This window comes from Thalassotalea atypica (assembly GCF_030295975.1).
GTDB classification, from domain to species: domain Bacteria; phylum Pseudomonadota; class Gammaproteobacteria; order Enterobacterales; family Alteromonadaceae; genus Thalassotalea_F; species Thalassotalea_F atypica.
The window spans coordinates 2,316,494-2,335,725 of record NZ_AP027364.1 but is presented as its reverse complement, the minus strand read 5'-3'; the positions used below and the strand labels follow the sequence as shown (position 1 = coordinate 2,335,725).

Sequence of the window (19,232 nt, the reverse complement as noted above, 5' to 3'; positions counted from 1 at the left end):
TTAAAAACACTCGCTATATTATTCATCATAGTCATTTCATTTCTTGCTGTGTTGATGCTGTCATTCTTAAATGATTCAGCAACGACGGCTCAATTCAGTTACTTAGATTCCAAAAGTGCGCGTGACAGTAAAGCGTTGGCTTCTCGCGTATTAAGTACATTAAGAAAGCAAAATGAAATTAGCTATGTAACTATCAATCAAAATGAGGCTGATGGCTTAGCCGCATTAATACACAGAGCCATTCCACAGGTAGTAGCTAATATATTTCTATCGTCTAATGGGGCAAATATCACAGCGAGTATTGAACTTCCTTTGCCAAAGCCGATAAAATTTTTAAATATTGAAGGCACAATTTTACCTTCTGAAGACGGCTTACATATGGGAAAGGTTTCAGTTGGAAGCGTAATATTTGAAGGAGATGCCTTTGTAAATGCGTTAGTGAGCCTTGCCGATTTATATTTAAAGGGTGATGTGGCGAGCAAAATGATTGGTATGATTAAATCAATTCAACTGAAAAATGAAAGTTTGCTGTTACTAGCTAAAATAGATACTAATCTTGTTTCTCCTCATAATAAACAGTCAATATTTACACAGATAAGAGACGATTTATCTCTATTTGGCGAAGTCTCGAATATCGAGCATTACTACTTTTCACTGGTTGAGTTTTCAAGCACATTAAAAGGTAATAAACCACAAAGCCTTTCGTTATACGTAAATCATGTTTTTGATTTGGCAAAACAGCGAACTGGAACTTTCGCCGATGAAGTTGCTGTTACGGCAGTAGATGAGAACCAATCTGCTTTGCTAGCGTTAGCACTGTATTTTGGCTCTGAACGGTTTAAATTGCTTATAGGTGAATTCAAGCCTTTGTCCGCAGGAGATGCTAGGATACAGCACGAAAAAAGGGCAACAGTGACGTTGCGAGAGAGGGTCGATCTTCAAAAACACTTTGTTTATTCCGCGGCGTTAGAGTTGTTTTCCAGCCAATACGCAAGTGATGCATTGGGCGAGTTTAAAGAGTTTTTAGACTCAAACCAAGGCGGGAGTGGTTTTAGTTTTGCTGACTTGCAAGCCGATAGAGCTGGTACTCGATTGGCAATGATAGTTACAGGGTCTGAAACGTCAGCGCAAAAAGCCCAGCAAATTTTATCTTCAATTACTGATGAACAATTGCTGCCAAGCATTAGTGGTCTAAAAGAAGGGTTATCAAAAAGCCGCTTTAAACAAGAATATAAAACCGTTAATTCAGATAGTTATCAGAAAATGCTAGGAGATATTGACGACAGGTTAAAACGTTTACCATTGTATCGTCTTGGCTGGTAAAAAATATTGAGCCAAATACAAAAAAATGCCGAGTATTAGAAACACTCGGCATTTTCAATTTTGATATAGTGATAACAGTTTACTATTTGAATAGGTCCATTACATCGCTAATAGCAACCATAGATTTTTCGCCTGTGATGCGGTTTTTCACTTCAATCTCTTGATTGTCTAAGTTACGTTCACCAATAATCAGTAATAACGGCGTACCAATTAATTCATGATCTGCAAACATTACGCCAGGGCGTTCTTTTCTATCGTCGAACATGACTTCAATGCCAGCCTGTTGTAACTGGGCATAAAGATTTTCTGCTGTTTCTTTAACGCGTGCCGATTTTTGCATGTTCATAGGTACGATTGCGACTTGAAATGGTGCGATCGCCTTTGGCCATTTAATGCCATGTTTGTCATGATTTTGCTCAATAGCAGCCGCAACGATACGTGAAACACCGATCCCATAGCAACCCATGGTTAAGGTTTCATGTTTGCCTGATTCAGTTAATACACCGCAGTTCATCGCATCTGCATATTTTTTACCCAATTGAAAAATATGTCCCACTTCAATCCCACGCTTAATAACTATGCTACCTTGGCCGCACGGACTTGGATCGCCTTCGACCACATTGCGGATATCGTGAATAACAAATTCGCCAAAATCTCTATCCCAGTTTACACCAGTATGGTGGAAGTCGTTTTCGTTAGCGCCACAGACAAAATCCGCAATATGTGCTGCGCTTCTATCGACAATTACAGGAATTGTTAATCCGATCGGGCCAATTGAACCCACATCACAGCCAACTGCACCTTTGATTTCTTCATCTGAAGCAAAGGTTAGTGGGGAAGCGATCTCTGCTAGGTTTTCGGCTTTGACTTCATTTAACTGATGATCTCCGCGAAGAACGAGGGCAATGATTGATGTTTCTTCGCCTTCTGCAGCGGCGCCATGGACAAGCAAGGTTTTGACTGTCTTTGAAGCTTCTACGTTTAAGAAAGTTGCAACTTCTTCAATTGTTTTAACGTTAGGTGTCGCTACTTTGCAAAGTGATTCAGTCCCGACTGGACGATCACCTTGTGGTGCCAGTGCTTCTGCTTTTTCAACGTTAGCGGCAAAGTCGCTCACATCACTAAAGGCGATATCATCTTCACCTGAGTCAGCTAAAACATGGAATTCATGAGAGCCTTCACCACCGATTGAGCCATTGTCAGCAATAACCGGACGGAAATCTAAGCCTAAACGTTCAAAGATTCTACAATAAGCATCAAACATCACTTTGTAAGTTGTTTTTAAGCACTCATCACTGGTGTGGAAAGAGTATGCGTCTTTCATCAAAAATTCACGGCCACGCATCACGCCAAAACGAGGGCGAATTTCATCACGGAATTTTGTTTGAATTTGGAACATATTCAGTGGCAATTGCTTGTAACTCGCAATCTCATTGCTTATTAGTTTTGTGATTACTTCTTCGTGCGTTGGACCTAATACAAATGGGCGATGATGACGGTCATTCAAGCGCAGAAGCTCAGGGCCATAGTCGTCCCAACGGCCAGACTCTTCCCATAAATCAGCTGGTTGCACCATCGGCATTAAGGTTTCGATTGCGCCAGCGCGTTCCATTTCTTCACGGACAATTGTTTCTACTTTTCTAAGGACTTTTAATCCTGTCGGTAGCCAGGTGTATAACCCTGACGCGACATTACGGACTAATCCCGCACGTAGCATTAATTGATGGCTAATGACCTCGGCGTGTGCCGGTGTCTCTTTTTGTGTAGAAAGTAGGTATTGACTAGTTCGCATTGAAAATTTTCCGAAAAAGCGTGATAGTAAAAATTCGATTGCACATTCTAGCAGGGCGCTAGCTGACAACAAAGGGAATAATAGCCTCAATTAGCATATTCTTGTGTTTTTTGTCAGAGACTAATGTTCCTACCAATATCATCGGAGGCTCAGCCAAGGGGTTTGTCTTAACTTGTCCTTTACTTTGATTGTACTAAAGAGCCATGCTGATAGATCTTATCTAATACTTGTTGATTTTTGCCCATGCCACCAACGGTTAGCAGTTTGCCATCGAATACAATAAGGCCGCGGTGATCCATGGTTTGTTGATTACTAGTGGTAACTGACCACTTTTTGTCCATTAAACTATAGCGCCAAATTTGATTATCTGGTTGCGAGGGATTTTGGTTATAACCTATACCGTTGTAATTGTATGGGTTATCACTACCTCCGACGAATATAAATTCTTTCTTTGCTTTATCAGCCCCAGAAGCCATGCGATAACGTGCAATTCCTGTAGGGTGAGGCACTATGCGCCAATCAATTTTGTTGGGGTTGTTGGTATTAATGTCCCCTTGGTAGCACGCAGTCTCAGCGGAATATGAACGACGTTTGTACTGGTGGATTGTGGTTGTAACGCCGTCACAAACTAACATAGTGCTATTGAGTATTGCACCAGCTTGTCCAAATACCGGTTTGCCCGGAAAGGGAGTTGCTTGCGACCAGGTATTATTTCTAATGTCATAAAGCTGTACTAGGTTAACATTGCCATCGTTGTGCCAGCCGCTCACTAAGTAGATATATTGACCTTTGTATGAAAGTGCGATGCTATCGTCAACAGGGACGGGCATTGGCGCCAGCACAATAAATTTGTCGTGTTTAACATCATAACTATAAACATCAGGTACAGATATTTCAGCGTGATCACTGGCGACTGTATAGCCACCAAATACATACGCGAGCTCGCCTACGCCGGTTGCAACGCTGGCAAGTCTGCCTGTGATGTCCTTTTTAGTGCGTTTGTCTACAACGGGGGTCTGCATCGGTATATTACTACCTTGGTGCCACTTATTTCGTGTTACATCATAGACGAATGTCTTGTTAAGAACGTCGGTATAATCTTTCTTTGAGCCTAACCCTGAAAATGACACTATGTAATGATTATTTTTAGTTTGGACCAAGGCAACAGCGTTGTTAGATACGGGCTCTAATAATGGTGCAAATGACTCCGCATTAATTGGCGCTATTGAGAGACTATATCCCAACAAGCCAGCACTAAGGAAAATAAGGCGGCTAGATATTTTTTTAAAAGGATGTGAATTTTGAGTCATTGCGGGAAATTATCGTGTCATTTTTTTCACGAACACTACCACGAAAAGGGCAATAGTAAAACTGCCTGTAAATGCCTCAAAAGCAGCGATTGCTCTGGATATTCCTATAGGAGCAAAATCACCATAGCCTAATGTTGTAAAGGTAACGACCGAGTAATACAAACAGGACCATAATAGATCGATGTTTTGCTCAAGTGCTGCGGATTCGTCAAATACTTTTACTTCACCTTGATAATTTAATCCGGTAAAAGCGTACAAAACCGCACAGCACAATATCATCAAGATGGAGATACCTACGATGCGCAGTGGTGCTTCGCCATAACCGCAAAATAAATCGACAATTTTAGATGTTAATCGATTGAAGCTGTATTTTGGCATCTGCATCCGGCGCATGGTTAATTCTTTTTGGATGAAGTGACCTGACATGGTGAATATACCTTCATGCTCAGCATGTTTACGCAGGTCACGGTATACTTCTTCGGCTTGCTCGTATAGGTCACTGGCGAGCGAGAAATCTCTATTTTTAAAGGCCGCTCTTGCTTCTATTTCTTGCTTTAATTTGCGACCAACTTTCAAATTTTCAATCTTACTGTCAGACCAGCGAATGCCCAATAAATTGGTGTTTTGCACATTAGCACAGTTCAAGTTTGCTCCACGAAGATCGGCTTTCATTAAGCTGGCGTGATTGAGGTTGATATTAAATAAATGCGCACCATTGAGGTTTGCTTTATAAAAATCTGCGTAAGAAAAATCGAAACCTTCTTTTTGATGGTGATTGACTAGATCAATGTTGGACAAATCGGCATGCTTTAATTGAATACCTCTTAACAAGCCACCTGACTTAGCATAGTTCTCTAGCGCTTCTTTAAAACACTCTTCTGCTTTGCTGGTAGTTTTGTCGTGCCAAAAACAATACCCGGAGTTATTCGCGTGTTCATGACAATGGACACCGCTTGGATCAGAATATTGGCATAAGTCGTTATTTTTGCTCATCTATCAAGTATAGTGCTAGAAAATAGAATCGTATTGATATCAATTGAAAGGAAAAATTAATGGATATTAAAATTGTGGCGGCAAATTTTGACGATGAGCAGCATGGGCAGTCAGTTGTTTATTTGCTTAATGAATATGCTCTTGATCCGATGGGAGGAGGCAAACCGCTCACTAATGATGTAAAAGAAAATTTAGCGAAAACGATGTCAAAACTACCCAACGTGTTCAGTGTTTTATGCTTTATTGATGGCGAGCCTGCTGGCTTAATTAACTGCGTAGAAGGGTTTTCAACATTCGCATGTATGCCTCTTGTCAATATACATGATGTGATAGTCGCTAAGAAATTTCGCCGATTAGGGTTAACAGATAAGATGCTAGCTAAAGTAGAGCAAATGGCTCAAGAACGAGGAGCCTGCAAACTAACGTTAGAGGTTTTAGAAGGAAACAACGTTGCACAAAATGCCTATATAAAAGCAGGTTTTGACAGCTATGAACTAGATCCAGCAATGGGCAAAGCAATGTTTTGGCAAAAAACATTGGGTTAATTCTTATCAAGCGAACCTAGGTTTAGCTAAAGTGTACTGAATAAAGGCATGCTTTTAGCTATTAATAATGGTTCACTTTATTGTTAGAAGAATTCATTGAATTGACTTGCAGAGATGCTAGGATCTTTCTAAATTAACACAACGCCACGCGACATGAAAAAAATTAACATCGATACTTGGTACAGAAAGGAACACTTTGATTTTTATACTACGTTCAAACAACCTTTTTTTAACGTCTGTGTGACGATTGATGTCACCAAAACACTTAATCATTGCAAAGAAAACAATCTTTCTTTTTTCATTTGTTCATTGTTTTTGCTTGGATATACGGCTAATCAAATTGAGCCATTTAGGTATAGGATAAATAACAATGAAATTGATGTACATGACGAGTTGGAATTAAGTTGCACTGTGCTCAATAATGATGAGAGTTTTAGCTTTTGTGAGTTTGGCCTTAGCAGTAACTTTGGTTTATTTTATCAACATGCTGTTCAGCAAATGACTAAAATTAAGAATGGCCATAAAACGCTAAAACCAAATATCGCTAAAGGAAATGAAATTTTCTGTTCAGTTCTACCTTGGCTTCATTTTACAAGTATTTCTCACGCTCAAAAACAAAGCAAACAAGACTCAACACCAAGAATAGTGATGGGAAAATATAAAGCTATAAACAACGAAATAGCTATGCCAATATCTGTAGAAGTACATCATGCCTTAGTTGATGGTATACATGTCGGCCAATTTATCGATCAGTTACAACAAAATTTTAACCACTTTTTTAACCAGAAAAATTAATCTAGGCGTTAAAATGCTCTCTGTACTTTTTATCTAGTTAAATCGCAACGCGTTAATAATTATTGTAATGTCTGCATTGTTAGAAAAAGGTCATGGTTCTGTTTACTGAATGTGCTCAAGTCCAACATCCCACTTATTAAGTAGGAACTATGAAGACTTGAATAATGAATTTCCCTTTGCCTAAAAACTGATAGGCTTACGTTTGGTTACGCTTAATTCGTTGCTGCCTGTTTTTAATTTTTGTTTCGCTTTAGGCTTGTTTTCAGCGCTAGGCTTTTTCTGTTTTTGACTTTGAGGCCGTTTTTCTTCGACCGTATTGTTTTTGTCTTGTCGCTCAATGTTCTCGGCCGACTCAACAACTTGTAGCTGAATAATTTCACCATTAAATTCAACGATATCATTGTGGTAAATCTTTTTTCTTTTTTGAAGTTCTACTTCGTGGTTGACACCAACATAGCCTTCACTGATCACCATTTTCGCTTCACCGCCACCACCAACGAGGTTAGCAATTTTAAGTAATTTACATAATTCAATGGGCTGCGTATCAACTTCTACAATAATCATTTGTTGCATAATGGGTGCTGTAAGTGTTCTCAATACCGTGATTTTACCACCGAAACTGAATAACATCCTAGTGTAAATTCGAACTAACTCAGTAGAGATTCTAATGAATCTAAGAAGCCGTTTGTAACCAATAAGTAAAAAGCTTGTCTTGTTTTGTACAATCTGTATAATGCGCAGCCAGCAAGAAACGGCACGATATTTGAAAGGATATCACGCAAAGCTACCGGTCTAAGGGTTAACTATGATGGCGGAGCTACCTAATGCGAGGGTTATACCTTATATGCGCGTTTCAATATTTTGGTTTATTGTTTTGTTATTAAGGATATCTCCGATGAAAAAATTAGTTCTTGTTCCTGCATTAGCTTTAATGTCTCTATCTGTTACTCCTGTTGCTCAAGCATCAAATGTTGCACAAAGCCTATGTGAATATGTCTCTGTAGATGACAAAAAGCGCCTTCGTTCTTTCCTTAAAAGCAATAAACTTAAAATCCGTGCTATTTTTGATGGCGTTCAGTGTAACGGTAAGAATTTACTGGCATTTGCTTCAGACAACAACTCTGTTAAGACCGGTGCCATGATGATTAACAAATTACCTAAAAAGACTGTTAAAACTCATTTAGCAACGATTACTTCTTCGGAATTAGCCGAGGCAGCCAATAAGCGTGTAGCTGGCTAACTAGCTTCGATAGTCAATAAAAAAAGCGAGCTAAATAGCGCGCTTTTTTTATGCCTAAATTTTAAGGGGAATATTCACTCAAAAGGTGCTTTCAAACATGATGCTTTGTTGTTTCTATCAATTTAGCTAATGTTTCTTGCAAAGAGAGCATTTGTTCATGGCTTAAACCTGTTAGCGCAAACATCTGCTCAGGAATCGGTTGCGCTTTGCGCTTCAGTTTATCGCCTTTTGATGTCAACGAAATATAAACTGTTCGTTCATCAGCATCACTTCGAGTGCGATTAATAAGTTCATGCTTTTCCATTCGTTTTAATAACGGTGAAAGAGTACCTGTGTCTAAGTCTAACGCTTTTCCTATCTCTTTAATTGAGCAAGCTTTGTTATTTTCCCATAGTACTAACATGACAAGGTATTGCGGGTAGGTCAGTTCTAGTTCTTTTAAAATAGGTGCATACAGTTTGGTTAAAGACTTGTTCAAACTGTACAGTTTAAAGCAAAGCTGTTTCTCAAGTTTTAAGTTGCTCATAGCTCGTTTTCTATGTCTCTTGTGATAGCAGAAGGTTTGGTGATGGGGGCATAACGAGAAACCACTTCACCGTCTTTATTGATCAGGAACTTTGTGAAATTCCATTTTATTTTCTCTGTACCAAATATACCGGGTGCTTGGGATTTGAGAAATTTATACAAAGGATGCGCATTGTCACCGTTCACGTCGAGTTTCGAAAATAGTGGAAATTTGATATTAAACTGTAAATCACAAAACGATTTTATTTCTTCATTCGTGCCTTTTTCTTGTTCTTTAAACTGATTGCAAGGAAAGGCTAATATTTCAAATCCATCATCGTGGTATTTATCATAAATTGCTTGCAGCCCTTCGTATTGTGGCGTTAAACCACAAGCACTTGCAGTATTGACTATCAAAAGTACCTTACCTTTATAATCGGCTAGATTTACTTGCTCACCTTTGTAATTTTCAGCGCTGAATTGATGAACGGAATTTATCATGGAGTTTCGCCTTACTAAATTATACGAAATTATATTGTGCACAATATAAAATTATTCTTTGAAAAATGCAATTAAATCAGTTTGGCGAGAATAATTTTTGTAGAATAATCAATAAAATTATAAGGAGCTGTTGAATGAAAGTTGCGTTTGTTGGTTTAGGTGTCATGGGCTACCCGATGGCAGGACATTTAGTTAAAGCTGGACATGAAGTCACTGTGTATAACCGAAGTGTTGAAAAGGCTGAAAAGTGGGTAAAAGAATTTGGCGGTCAGTACGCTGTTACGCCAGCACAAGCCTCTAAAGATAGTACTATAGTGTTTTGCTGTGTTGGTAATGATGATGATGTTAAAAGCGTTGTACTTGGCGGCGACGGAATATTAGCCGGGTTGCCAGAAGGAGGATTACTGGTTGATCATACAACAGCGTCTGCTGAACTTGCGAGAGAATTAGCAGAGGTTGCACACAAACAAAATAAAGGCTTTTTAGATGCACCAGTTTCAGGCGGCCAAGCAGGAGCAGAAAATGGTGTACTTACTGTAATGGTAGGTGGTGAAAAAGAATGCTACGACAAGGCACAACCTGTGATGGCAGCATTTGCTCAATTTACTCAATTAATGGGGAAAGCGGGTAGTGGACAATTAGCCAAGATGGTAAACCAAATTTGTATTGCTGGTGTTGTTCAAGGGCTAGCTGAGGGCTTTTCATTTGCAGAAAAAGTAGGCTTGGATCCTGATTTACTCGTTGAAACTATTGCGAAAGGTGCTGCGGGTTCTTGGCAGATGGAAAATAGATACAAAACAATGTTTGCAGGCGAGTATGATTTTGGTTTTGCGGTTGATTGGATGAGAAAAGATTTAGGTATTGCATTTGCCGAGGCTGAAAACCACGACGTGCAATTACCGATGACCAAAATGGTTGACGGGTTCTACTCTGAAGTACAACAAGCAGGTGGTAATCGTTGGGATACCTCGAGCTTAATCTCTCGGTTTAAAGGTTAGGATTTAGTGCTAGTGGCTGATTATCAAAATTTTTCAGCCATAAGCCATAAGACATTATAGAGTGCATATTATTACACTTGATTAGGTCTGTTTTCCTTTACTCAGCATGCTTGCAATTTGAATTGTTGATTTGTTTGATAATGATGAGTTGATATTTTATGTAGTCTGAACGAGTAGACTTAATTGATTACATATCTTACAAGGATACTATTATTCGTGGTAGATATGTTTTCTTTTTCTTAATAGAGATGTGGTCATGTTTTATTGTCACATAATTCCTAAATATGGTGAGTTCACCTATACTTTATAATCAATCAAGTTAGGCGTTAAGTATGATTGAAGCTAAAAGAAAATTCTCGTTTCTTATTTTTATTGCTTTGTTTTTTGTCTCTAAGCAAAGCGAAGCATTTCCAGCTCCAAATAGCGAAGTTGTTATTACGGTTCCAGGACCGCTTGATGGTAACTCTGTAAGAAACCCTTTTGTAGAAGAGCTACTCCACCTAGTATTTAAGAAAAAAAACCGTTCGTTGACGCTTAACTATCACCCTCGAAAGTACACTCAAGGTAGGGCTTTGAGAGAACTAAGTGTCAATTCTGAAATAGATTTGAATTGGTCTACGACATCAATTGAGCGAGAAAAATTACTCAAACCAATAAGAATACCAATATACAGAGGGCTGATCGGCTGGCGTGTGTTATTAATAAAAGGAGGCACGCAAGAACGCTTTGACAAAATAACGTCTATTGAGGACTTACGAGCTTTGGTTGCAGTACAGCGCTTCGATTGGACTGATTATGATATTTTGAAAGAAAACAAATTTCGAGTTGAAGGTAATTTGAGCTTTTTAAAGCACTCAAAAGCAGTTATAGATGGCTTAGCTGATTACTTTCCACGATCCGTACTCGAAGTAGCGAGAGAACTAGACGATGAAAGAAACAAAGGCTTAACGGTTGAATCAACATTATTATTAAAATATCCATCGGCATACTATTTTTTTGTTAATAAATGCAATGTAGCGCTCGCGGATATGATTGAACAAGGACTAGAGCTTGCGTTTGAAGATGGATCTTATGATGAGCTTTTTAAACGTCATTTCGGCGATAAAATAGCAGCGCTCGCATTGGCTGAACGGCGCGTTATTCTATTGACTAACTCATCTCTTCCGCCGCTTATCGATGTGGACAGTAATAAATATTGGTACAAGCTTTAATACAGTAAAAACGCTTATTAAAAGCGCTTTTATTTACTCTTAGTATAACTTTCTTATTTAGGCATTAGCGTTGAACGTATTGATAAAGTGCTTTCAAAATTGATAACTTTTGTGCATCTTGCTCATGTTCATGAACAAGGTTTTCTATTTTTAGCATGAACTCTTCCAAACTTAATAGACCTTTACCGCCATACTGCAATTTATTCTGACAATAGCTTTGCCATTTGCTTTGTTCTTGTACATCTAATGTATAAGGGTAATTTCGAGCTCGATATTTAAATAGCATTGGTGCTAAACGCGGATCCTGAAATGGTAATTCGTGTGTTGCTAATTGCTCCGGATTTAAACCGTGCAAAATATCCATTTGTGCTTTATCTGCATGAGAAAAAAATTCTCCTCCGTATAGTGCATGTTCAGGATCTACATTTTCATCATCGAATGTCTTCGCGCTGTAGACTTCGTTAAGTTTATCAATAATATCTCGATGTTGTTTCAGTTTGGCCAGATTAGCTAAACAAGTCTCCCTTGGTATAGATAATCGCTCAGCGTTTTCCGGTAATAAGGTTTTAGCAGGCGCGATAATAGGACATTTATTCAAATGGATTAGTTTGATAGGTATTGGCAGCTCATCAGGCCCAAGATCGTCGTAGCGTGTATACATGCGCGTATGTATTTGCTCTGCATCTAATTCAAATAATGGTGTTGGGTCTTTCGCTAAATCTATCGCGATTACTGCATTTTTATTTGTAGGGTGATACGTAATTGGCGCGAACCAACTGGTGCAACCGTGCTCGGAAGACACACGACTGGAGGTGTGCACAACAGGGGTCATGTTGTATACATCAATATGTTCAGCAACTTGCTTTTTGTTGCGCATATTGAATATGAATTGATAAAGCTTAGGCTGTTTTTCTTTGATCAATTTTGCCATTGCAATGGTTGCATACACATCGCTCATTGCATCATGTGCTAATTCATGGCTTATTCCATTAGCTGCGGTTAACAGTTCTAACCTAAAGCTCACCACTTCTTCTCCGTTGCGTTCAACGGTTGGCCAATTAATACCGTCTGGACGGAGTGCATAACAGGCACGAACCATATCGATAATGTCCCAACGGCTGTTGCCGTGTTGCCATTCTCTTGCATAGGGATCGTAGAAGTTTCTGTAAAGGAGGTACCTTGTGACTTCATCATCAAAACGAATACTGTTGTAACCAGCCACACAGGTATTTGGCTCTGAAAAAATGTGATGAATCTTTGCCGCAAATTCTGCTTCAGATAGCCCGTCTTGCAATGCTTTTTGTGGCGTGATACCCGTAACTAGTGCAGCCTCTGGATTTGGTAAGTAGTCGGCAGGTGGCTGACAATAAAACATTTCGGGTTCACCAATGATGTTCAAATCATAATCTGTTCGAATACCTGCAAACTGTGAAGGCTTATCGTACTTAGGGCTGATCCCCCATGTTTCATAATCGTGCCAAAGGATGGTGGGTTTATTCTGTTCCAAGTTTGCTTTCCAGTGTACTGCTGCATCTGAGCCTAACTTTATCAGTAATTATTCGGATTTAACACGTTTTCAATCACATCTATGGTGATTGAAAACGTATCTTGTTCAGTTGTTGTATTTTTTTGCTTGATTTCATGATATTGAGATAAAAAATATATATGAGTTGTTCAGTAACGATCGCCAAATTTGTGACAACGATTAATGTTAATAGTATAGACTCATTGAGCATTATTTGATTTTATTTAGTTCTTCTAGGTATGCTTCTAAAATCAAGTTGCTTCGTGCTCCTTTACTTGTAATAGCCATAAACTGCGTATCGAAATAACGCCGATGAGGCTCAATAGATCTAATTGCATCTTGGGCGAGCCAACGATCGGCAAAATGTGTCGGTAAGAAGCCAAGGAAGCGACCTGTTAAAATCAGAAATGCGATACCTTCACGGTCGGTTGACGTCGCTGTAGCTTTAAGTATTTTTTGCTGTTGTTTAATATCTGCGGGCTGTGGATAGTTCGGCACAACCGCATCGTATTGACTCAATGCTTGATCACTTATTTGATCTAAATCCTGATTAAAAAGAGGATGCATTTCACTGCAGTACAGCTGGGATTTTTCTTTATATAGTGCTTGATACTCGAGTCCTGGCAGCGAGCGTAAGTTAGGCACCACACCAAAATGTAATTGATCATCGAGAATTGCTGTTTCGATATCATTAGGCGGCATCATTCTTATGTTAATAATAACGTCTGGCGCCCTATGTTTAAGTGCGCTTAGTGCGCGCGTAATACGCATTTGAGGAATGGTTACTAAATTATCCGTAATACCAATATTAAAATCGCCGACAAGATCGGTGTTTATGGCATTTATTTGAGATCGAAACGTTTCAAGACCGTTAAGTAATTGCAGCGCTGATTGATAAACATGTTGGCCTTGTTCGGTAATTGAAAATCCGGAACGTCCACGATGACATAGTCTCATTTGCAATAATGACTCTAGCTCAGATATGGCAAGACTAATGGCGGGCCGACTAATATTTAATTCGACTTCCGCTGCGGCAAATCCACCCGATTCTATAACGACTTTAAACACCCGCAACAAGCGAATATGTGAATCACCTAATTGTCGTGGTAATAAGTTTTTGTTTTGTTTCACAATGCGTAAATTTTATATTCAACTACATAGTTAAGTATTTACTTAACTTAAGTTTTAAAAGTATTGATTTAATAACCTAACAGTTTGTTGATAATGGAGTCAATCAAACTTAGCCCGAACAGGTGTTAAATGAATACTAATAAAACCAATCAAGCCAATCATGGCTTAACACAGCAACAACTTGATGCTCATTGGATGCCGTTTACTGGTAATCGAGATTTTAAAAAAGATCCTAGAATTATTGTCTCCGCTGAAGGCAACTACTATACCGATACTAACGGTCGAAAAATATTCGACGGATTATCGGGATTGTGGACGTGCGGTGCAGGACACAGTCGCCCAGAAATCACTGAAGCTATTAGCCAGCAGGCAAAGCAACTCGACTATTCGCCGGCTTTTCAATTTGGTCATACAAAATCGTTTGAGCTTGCTCATCGCATCACGGAGCTTATGCCGGATGATTTAAATCGAGTGTTTTTTACTGGCTCAGGTTCAGAGTCGGTTGAAACGGCACTTAAAATCGCTCGAGGCTATTGGAAGAAAAAAGGGCAAGCGAGTAAAACACGCTTTATTGGCCGTGCTAAAGGCTATCATGGCGTTAACTGGGGTGGTATTAGTGTTGGCGGAATCGGTGCCAATCGGGCGTTATATGGTCAAGGTATTGAAGCCGGTCATTTAAGTCACACTATGCTGCCTGAAAACAAGTTTTGTCAGGGCTTACCTGAAACAGGCCTTGAGTTAGCCAATGAGTTAGAAGAAATGATCGCCTTATATGATGCGTCAAACGTCGCAGCAGTGATTGTTGAACCACTTGCTGGCTCAGCAGGTGTTATTCCTCCGCCAAAAGGGTATTTAAAACGACTACGTGACATATGCACTAAGCATAATATCTTATTGATTTTTGATGAAGTGATCACGGCTTTTGGCCGAATGGGCGCAAACACTGGGGCAGAAGAGTTTGGTGTCACGCCCGATATCATGACGGTAGCTAAACAGTTAACCAACGGCGTAATCCCAATGGGCGCAGTTATTTCCAAGCAAGAAATTTACGATACTTTCATGGAAACTGCTGGGCCAGAATACATGCTGGAACTTCCACATGGCTATACCTATTCAGCTCATCCAATTGCCTGTGCGGCGGGTTTGGCGTCTTTGGATATTTTGGCAAAAGAGAATTTAGCTGAGCGCGTAAAAACCATTGCGCCTTACTTCCAAGAGCAGCTGCATAGTTTACAAGTCTGTGATCATGTCGTTGATATTAGGAATTACGGCTTAGCTGGCGGCATTTCTATTGCCCACTTACCTGGTGAGCCCGCTAAGCGGCCATACGATATCGCGATGACAATGTGGCACAAAGGTTTCTATGTCCGTTATGGCGGCGACACCATTCAGTTAGGTTTACCTTTTACTAGTGAACGTAGCGAAATCGACTGCTTGATTAATGCGCTAGGCGAAACAATTAACGAAACCAATTAATTTAATACTAACTACCTAATTTAACGTGCCGGGGAAAATGCCCTGGTTTAAGGAAAAAACATGACTACAGTAGGCCATTTAATTAACGGTGAATTGTGTAACGATAATCACCGTACTCAAGACGTTTATAACCCAGCGACGGGGCAAGCGGAAAAGCAAGTTGCTTTGGCTTCAAAAGCAACAGTAGAACAAGCGATTGCATCGGCTCATGCGGCCTATCCAGCATGGCGCAATACCCCAGCAATTAAGCGTGCACGTGTAATGTTTCGCTTTAAAGAGCTGCTCGAACAGAATGCCGACAAAATTTGCCAATTGATCGGACAAGAACACGGTAAAATTTCACATGATGCTGCTGGTGAGTTACAGCGCGGTATTGAAAATGTTGAGTTTGCTTGTGGCGCTCCAGAGTTACTTAAAGGCGAACATAGCAGAAATGTTGGGCCTAATATAGATTCTTGGAGTGAATTCCAACCATTAGGTGTTGTTGCAGGTATCACGCCGTTTAATTTCCCCGCTATGGTGCCAATGTGGATGTTTCCATTAGCGATTGTATGCGGCAATACTTTTGTACTAAAACCTTCAGAGCGTGATCCAAGTTCAACGTTATTTATTGCACAATTATTAAAAGAAGCAGGATTGCCTGACGGCGTCATGAATGTTGTTAATGGCGATAAAGAAGCTGTAGATGTTTTACTTACTGACCAACGCGTAAAGGCTGTAAGTTTTGTAGGCTCTACACCAATCGCGGAATACATTTATGCTACGGCAAGTGCAAATGGCAAACGTTGTCAGGCATTGGGCGGTGCTAAAAATCACGCTATTGTTATGCCAGATGCAGATATGGATAATGCGGTCAATCAACTATTAGGTGCAGCATTTGGATCATCCGGTGAAAGGTGTATGGCGCTATCTGTTGCTGTAGCGGTGGGAGATGAAGCAGGCGATGCCCTCGTAGAGAAAATGACACAAGGTATGCAAGGTCTTAGTGTTGGCGAACATTCAAACGCAAACAATGATTTTGGACCCGTAATTACTAAAGCGCATCAGGAAAAAGTCAATGGCTTTATCACTAGTGCTGAGCAGCAAGGAGCAACATTGGTTGTTGATGGGCGTAATCCTAAAGTAGCGGGTTATGAAGACGGCTTTTTTGTTGGAGCAACTTTGATTGATCATGTCACCGTTGATATGACCAGTTATCAAGCTGAGATTTTCGGACCAGTCTTGCAAGTTGTTCGCGTTAAAACCATGGAAGAAGCCATGAGTTTGATTAATGACCATGAATACGGCAATGGTACTTGTATATTCACACGAGACGGTGAAGCTGCACGCTATTTTTCTGATCATATTGAAGTTGGTATGGTTGGCATAAATGTACCGTTACCTGTCCCGGTTGCTTACCATAGTTTTGGTGGCTGGAAACGTTCATTATTTGGTGATTTGCATGCCTATGGTCCTGACGGTGTTCGTTTTTACACTAAGCGCAAAACTATCACACAGCGTTGGCCATCAAGTGGTGTACGTGAAGGCGTTTCATTCGCGTTCCCAAGCTAATAGTTAATCCGTCTCTTTACGTGCATACGTAAAGAGACGTCGAATGCGTAGCTAGAAGCTGTTGAATAACCATTGAGTAGAATATGTTAGAAAGCAAAATAATAAAATTAACGACAACGCCGGATGGGTTTGGCATTCAAACTGATGAGCTGACGCAAGATATGTTTGCTTCAGCATTGCCTACGCAACACAGTCACAGCTTTTTTGAAGATGAAGCTCTTGGGTTGTATGTCGGTTTATGGGATACGACCGACATGGTGGAAGCAGCAGGCCCATATCCGTGTGAAGAATACATGGTGGTTCTTGAAGGAGCCGCCGATATTAAAAATGCTCAAAGCCAAAATACTGAAACTGTAGTGGCCAGCGAGTCGTTCGTCATTCCACAGGGTTACAATTGTCAGTGGCATCAGAATGGTTACTTGAAAAAATTCTATGTCATTTACGAAGATTCGCAGATGCAAACAGAGAATAAAAACCATCAATCGATAATAAAAATTAACGATCTACAGGCAACGGAAAACAGGGTGTATTACCGTAATGCGTTGGGCAATTTTATCGTTGGTGCGGCTTTATATCCGTTGACAGATTTTGTTCAACAAATTAGTGAATATCATACATTTATCTATCTACGTAAAGGTCGTATGCTCATTGTTAGTGACGATGGTAATGAGCATTGGATTAACGCCACCGAGGCGGTTTTTATTCCTCAAGGTACGAGTTATCAATGGCGCGCCGAAGAGCCGATTAAACAAGAGTATGTCAAAGTGAGATCCGTATGAAATTGTCAGATTCAAGTTACGTAAAACAATTAAAAATTATTCAGCATTTGAATGAAGGTGGCAAAATGAAAAACAAGCACTTTATTAATGGACAGTGGTTAGCGTCAGCAAACAATGACACCTTTGCGGTGATAAACCCTGCGACCGAACAAGTTATTTCTCATGTCCCTGCAGGCAATAAAGATGATATTAATAAAGCTGTTATGGCCGCGAGACAAGCGTTTGACTGCGGCCCTTGGCCAAAAATGTCAGGTACTGAACGTAGTGCCTATTTAAAGAAAATAGCTAAAATCATTAATCGACGCCTTGACGAAATCACAGAAATCGAAGTGTTGGATAACGGCAAGCCGCACCCAGAAGCAAAATGGGATATTGAAGATACTGCTGGTACGTTTGAGTTTTATGCAAATTTGGCGTGTGAGTTAGATGAACAGCCTGAACAGTCGATTGCTTTATCTGAGCCTGGTTTCAGTTCAAAAGCCGTGAAAGAACCTATTGGCGTGGCGGGCGCTATTATTCCATGGAACTTTCCTCTGTTAATGGCCGCATGGAAAGTGGCGCCAGCATTAGCTGCCGGCTGCACTATGGTGTTAAAACCTTCTGAAGTTACGCCGCTAAGCGCATTATTGCTTGCTGAAGTCATTGAAGAAGCTGGCTTGCCGGAAGGTGTTATAAATATTGTTACTGGATTAGGCGCTTCTGCAGGACAAGCGTTAGCTGAACACCCTGATGTAGATAAGCTGGCCTTTACTGGGTCAGTGCCTACAGGTTCAAAAATAATGTCCATGGCAGCCAATGATGTAAAAAATGTCAGTTTAGAGCTTGGCGGTAAGTCGCCTTTAGTGGTCTTTGAAGACACTGATATTGATAAAGCTGTTGAATGGATCATGTTTGGTATTTTCTGGAACCAAGGGCAGGTGTGTTCGGCAACCTCTCGGGTGCTTGTTGCTGAGTCAATTTACCCTGCGTTGCTAAGCCGATTAGTCGAAGAAGCGAAAAAGATCACTATTGGTGCAGGCGATATTAATGGTGTTTTGTTGGGCCCATTAGTCAACGCGACTCAGTTCGTCAAAGTCAAAGCTGCGATTGACAAGGCAGTTTCAGACGGTGCCACGCTTGTTACGGGGGGAGAGCGTCCTAAGAATTTTGATAAAGGTTACTTTCTACAACCCACGATTTTGACGGATATGACAGAAGACAGCTTTATTTGGCAAGAAGAGATTTTTGGTCCGGTTGTTTGCGTTAAGCCATTTTCAACGGAAGAGCAGGCCATTGAGATGGCCAATAATTCTCGCTTTGGTCTTGCCGCAGCAGTTATGTCAAAAGATCTTACGCGCTGTGATCGCGTTGCCAAAGCGTTTCGTGCTGGTATTGTGTGGGTGAACTGCTCTCAACCAACCTTTGTTGAAGCACCATGGGGCGGTTACAAGCAATCAGGGATTGGTCGAGAGTTGGGCCAGTGGGGACTAAATAACTACTTAGAAACCAAACAAATTACCCGTTATGACAGTGAAGAAGCTTGGGGCTGGTACATTAAGTAACTACGCCTTTTTATAAC

At 40.3% G+C, this 19,232-nt stretch carries 18 protein-coding genes and 1 riboswitch; of the genes, 10 read left to right on the top strand and 8 right to left on the bottom strand.

Annotated elements, in window-relative coordinates; genetic code table 11:
* Nucleotides 1–54 precede the first annotated feature (54 nt).
* On the top strand, nucleotides 55–1,323 hold the full coding sequence (locus tag QUE03_RS10790; RefSeq protein WP_286261272.1) for a YfiM family lipoprotein: 1,269 nt from the start codon (nucleotides 55–57) through the stop codon (nucleotides 1,321–1,323).
* Nucleotides 1,324–1,405: 82 nt separating this feature from the next.
* Here QUE03_RS10790 and QUE03_RS10785 read toward each other — a convergent pair whose 3' ends face one another.
* The 3 genes from QUE03_RS10785 to QUE03_RS10775 form a co-directional block, all read right to left on the bottom strand.
* The gene (locus QUE03_RS10785) at nucleotides 1,406–3,115 is read right to left on the bottom strand and encodes a proline--tRNA ligase (protein ID WP_286261270.1); all 1,710 of its coding nucleotides are present in this window, start codon (nucleotides 3,113–3,115) and stop codon (nucleotides 1,406–1,408) included.
* A 179-nt stretch (nucleotides 3,116–3,294) separates the two neighbouring features.
* On the bottom strand, nucleotides 3,295–4,425 hold the full coding sequence (locus tag QUE03_RS10780) for a Kelch repeat-containing protein (RefSeq protein ID WP_286261268.1): 1,131 nt from the start codon (nucleotides 4,423–4,425) through the stop codon (nucleotides 3,295–3,297).
* A gap of 9 nt (nucleotides 4,426–4,434) precedes the next feature.
* Nucleotides 4,435–5,418, bottom strand: coding sequence for an ion channel (locus QUE03_RS10775; RefSeq protein WP_286261266.1), 984 nt, complete (start codon nucleotides 5,416–5,418; stop codon nucleotides 4,435–4,437).
* A 59-nt stretch (nucleotides 5,419–5,477) separates the two neighbouring features.
* Between QUE03_RS10775 and QUE03_RS10770 the strand changes: the two genes are divergently transcribed.
* Nucleotides 5,478–5,963: a GNAT family N-acetyltransferase gene (locus QUE03_RS10770; RefSeq protein WP_286261264.1), complete on the top strand. Its 486-nt coding sequence runs from the start codon at nucleotides 5,478–5,480 to the stop codon at nucleotides 5,961–5,963.
* A gap of 153 nt (nucleotides 5,964–6,116) precedes the next feature.
* On the top strand, nucleotides 6,117–6,758 hold the full coding sequence (locus QUE03_RS10765) for a chloramphenicol acetyltransferase (RefSeq protein ID WP_286261262.1): 642 nt from the start codon (nucleotides 6,117–6,119) through the stop codon (nucleotides 6,756–6,758).
* A 180-nt stretch (nucleotides 6,759–6,938) separates the two neighbouring features.
* On the opposite strand, the gene QUE03_RS10760 is transcribed toward QUE03_RS10765, so the two are convergent.
* Entirely contained in the window at nucleotides 6,939–7,331 is a 393-nt protein-coding gene (locus QUE03_RS10760; protein WP_286261260.1) for an RNA-binding S4 domain-containing protein, read from the bottom strand.
* Between the two features lie 170 nt (nucleotides 7,332–7,501).
* A riboswitch (cyclic di-GMP riboswitch) is annotated at nucleotides 7,502–7,583 on the top strand.
* 70 nt (nucleotides 7,584–7,653) lie between these two features.
* Here QUE03_RS10760 and QUE03_RS10755 point away from each other — a divergent pair.
* Nucleotides 7,654–7,998 (top strand): DUF3718 domain-containing protein, encoded by a 345-nt coding sequence (locus QUE03_RS10755; protein WP_286261257.1) that lies wholly within the window; start codon nucleotides 7,654–7,656, stop codon nucleotides 7,996–7,998.
* A 91-nt stretch (nucleotides 7,999–8,089) separates the two neighbouring features.
* On the opposite strand, the gene QUE03_RS10750 is transcribed toward QUE03_RS10755, so the two are convergent.
* Together QUE03_RS10750 and QUE03_RS10745 are read right to left on the bottom strand one after the other, a co-directional pair.
* Nucleotides 8,090–8,524 (bottom strand): MarR family winged helix-turn-helix transcriptional regulator, encoded by a 435-nt coding sequence (locus QUE03_RS10750; RefSeq protein WP_286261255.1) that lies wholly within the window; start codon nucleotides 8,522–8,524, stop codon nucleotides 8,090–8,092.
* A complete protein-coding gene (locus QUE03_RS10745) occupies nucleotides 8,521–9,003 on the bottom strand; it encodes a glutathione peroxidase (protein WP_286261254.1) in 483 nt (160 codons plus the stop codon). The genes QUE03_RS10750 and QUE03_RS10745 overlap by 4 nt, the downstream gene beginning before the upstream one ends.
* 134 nt (nucleotides 9,004–9,137) lie before the next feature.
* Here QUE03_RS10745 and QUE03_RS10740 point away from each other — a divergent pair, with 134 nt between their 5' ends.
* Nucleotides 9,138–10,001, top strand: a complete 864-nt coding sequence (locus QUE03_RS10740; protein WP_286261252.1) for an NAD(P)-dependent oxidoreductase — start codon at nucleotides 9,138–9,140, stop codon at nucleotides 9,999–10,001.
* A gap of 332 nt (nucleotides 10,002–10,333) precedes the next feature.
* Nucleotides 10,334–11,212, top strand: a complete 879-nt coding sequence (locus tag QUE03_RS10735; RefSeq protein WP_286261248.1) for a substrate-binding periplasmic protein — start codon at nucleotides 10,334–10,336, stop codon at nucleotides 11,210–11,212.
* A 64-nt stretch (nucleotides 11,213–11,276) separates the two neighbouring features.
* Here the strand turns inward: QUE03_RS10735 and sbcB are convergent, their stop codons facing one another.
* Both sbcB and QUE03_RS10725 read right to left on the bottom strand, forming a co-directional pair.
* The gene (gene sbcB, locus QUE03_RS10730) at nucleotides 11,277–12,719 is read right to left on the bottom strand and encodes an exodeoxyribonuclease I (protein WP_286261247.1); all 1,443 of its coding nucleotides are present in this window, start codon (nucleotides 12,717–12,719) and stop codon (nucleotides 11,277–11,279) included.
* Between the two features lie 228 nt (nucleotides 12,720–12,947).
* Entirely contained in the window at nucleotides 12,948–13,868 is a 921-nt protein-coding gene (locus QUE03_RS10725) for a LysR family transcriptional regulator (protein ID WP_286261246.1), read from the bottom strand.
* 129 nt (nucleotides 13,869–13,997) lie between these two features.
* On the opposite strand from QUE03_RS10725, the gene aptA reads away from it, so the two are divergent.
* The 4 genes from aptA to QUE03_RS10705 all read left to right on the top strand — a co-directional run bounded on the left by aptA (nucleotide 13,998) and on the right by QUE03_RS10705 (nucleotide 19,215).
* Nucleotides 13,998–15,344: an omega-aminotransferase AptA gene (aptA, locus tag QUE03_RS10720; protein ID WP_286261244.1), complete on the top strand. Its 1,347-nt coding sequence runs from the start codon at nucleotides 13,998–14,000 to the stop codon at nucleotides 15,342–15,344.
* Nucleotides 15,345–15,404: 60 nt separating this feature from the next.
* Nucleotides 15,405–16,895 (top strand): CoA-acylating methylmalonate-semialdehyde dehydrogenase, encoded by a 1,491-nt coding sequence (locus QUE03_RS10715; RefSeq protein ID WP_286261242.1) that lies wholly within the window; start codon nucleotides 15,405–15,407, stop codon nucleotides 16,893–16,895.
* Nucleotides 16,896–16,978: 83 nt separating this feature from the next.
* On the top strand, nucleotides 16,979–17,674 hold the full coding sequence (locus tag QUE03_RS10710; protein ID WP_286261240.1) for a cupin domain-containing protein: 696 nt from the start codon (nucleotides 16,979–16,981) through the stop codon (nucleotides 17,672–17,674).
* Complete coding sequence (locus QUE03_RS10705) at nucleotides 17,671–19,215, top strand: aldehyde dehydrogenase family protein (RefSeq protein WP_286261239.1); 1,545 nt, start codon at nucleotides 17,671–17,673, stop codon at nucleotides 19,213–19,215. Before QUE03_RS10710 ends, QUE03_RS10705 begins: the two co-directional genes overlap by 4 nt.
* Nucleotides 19,216–19,232: the final 17 nt, after the last annotated feature.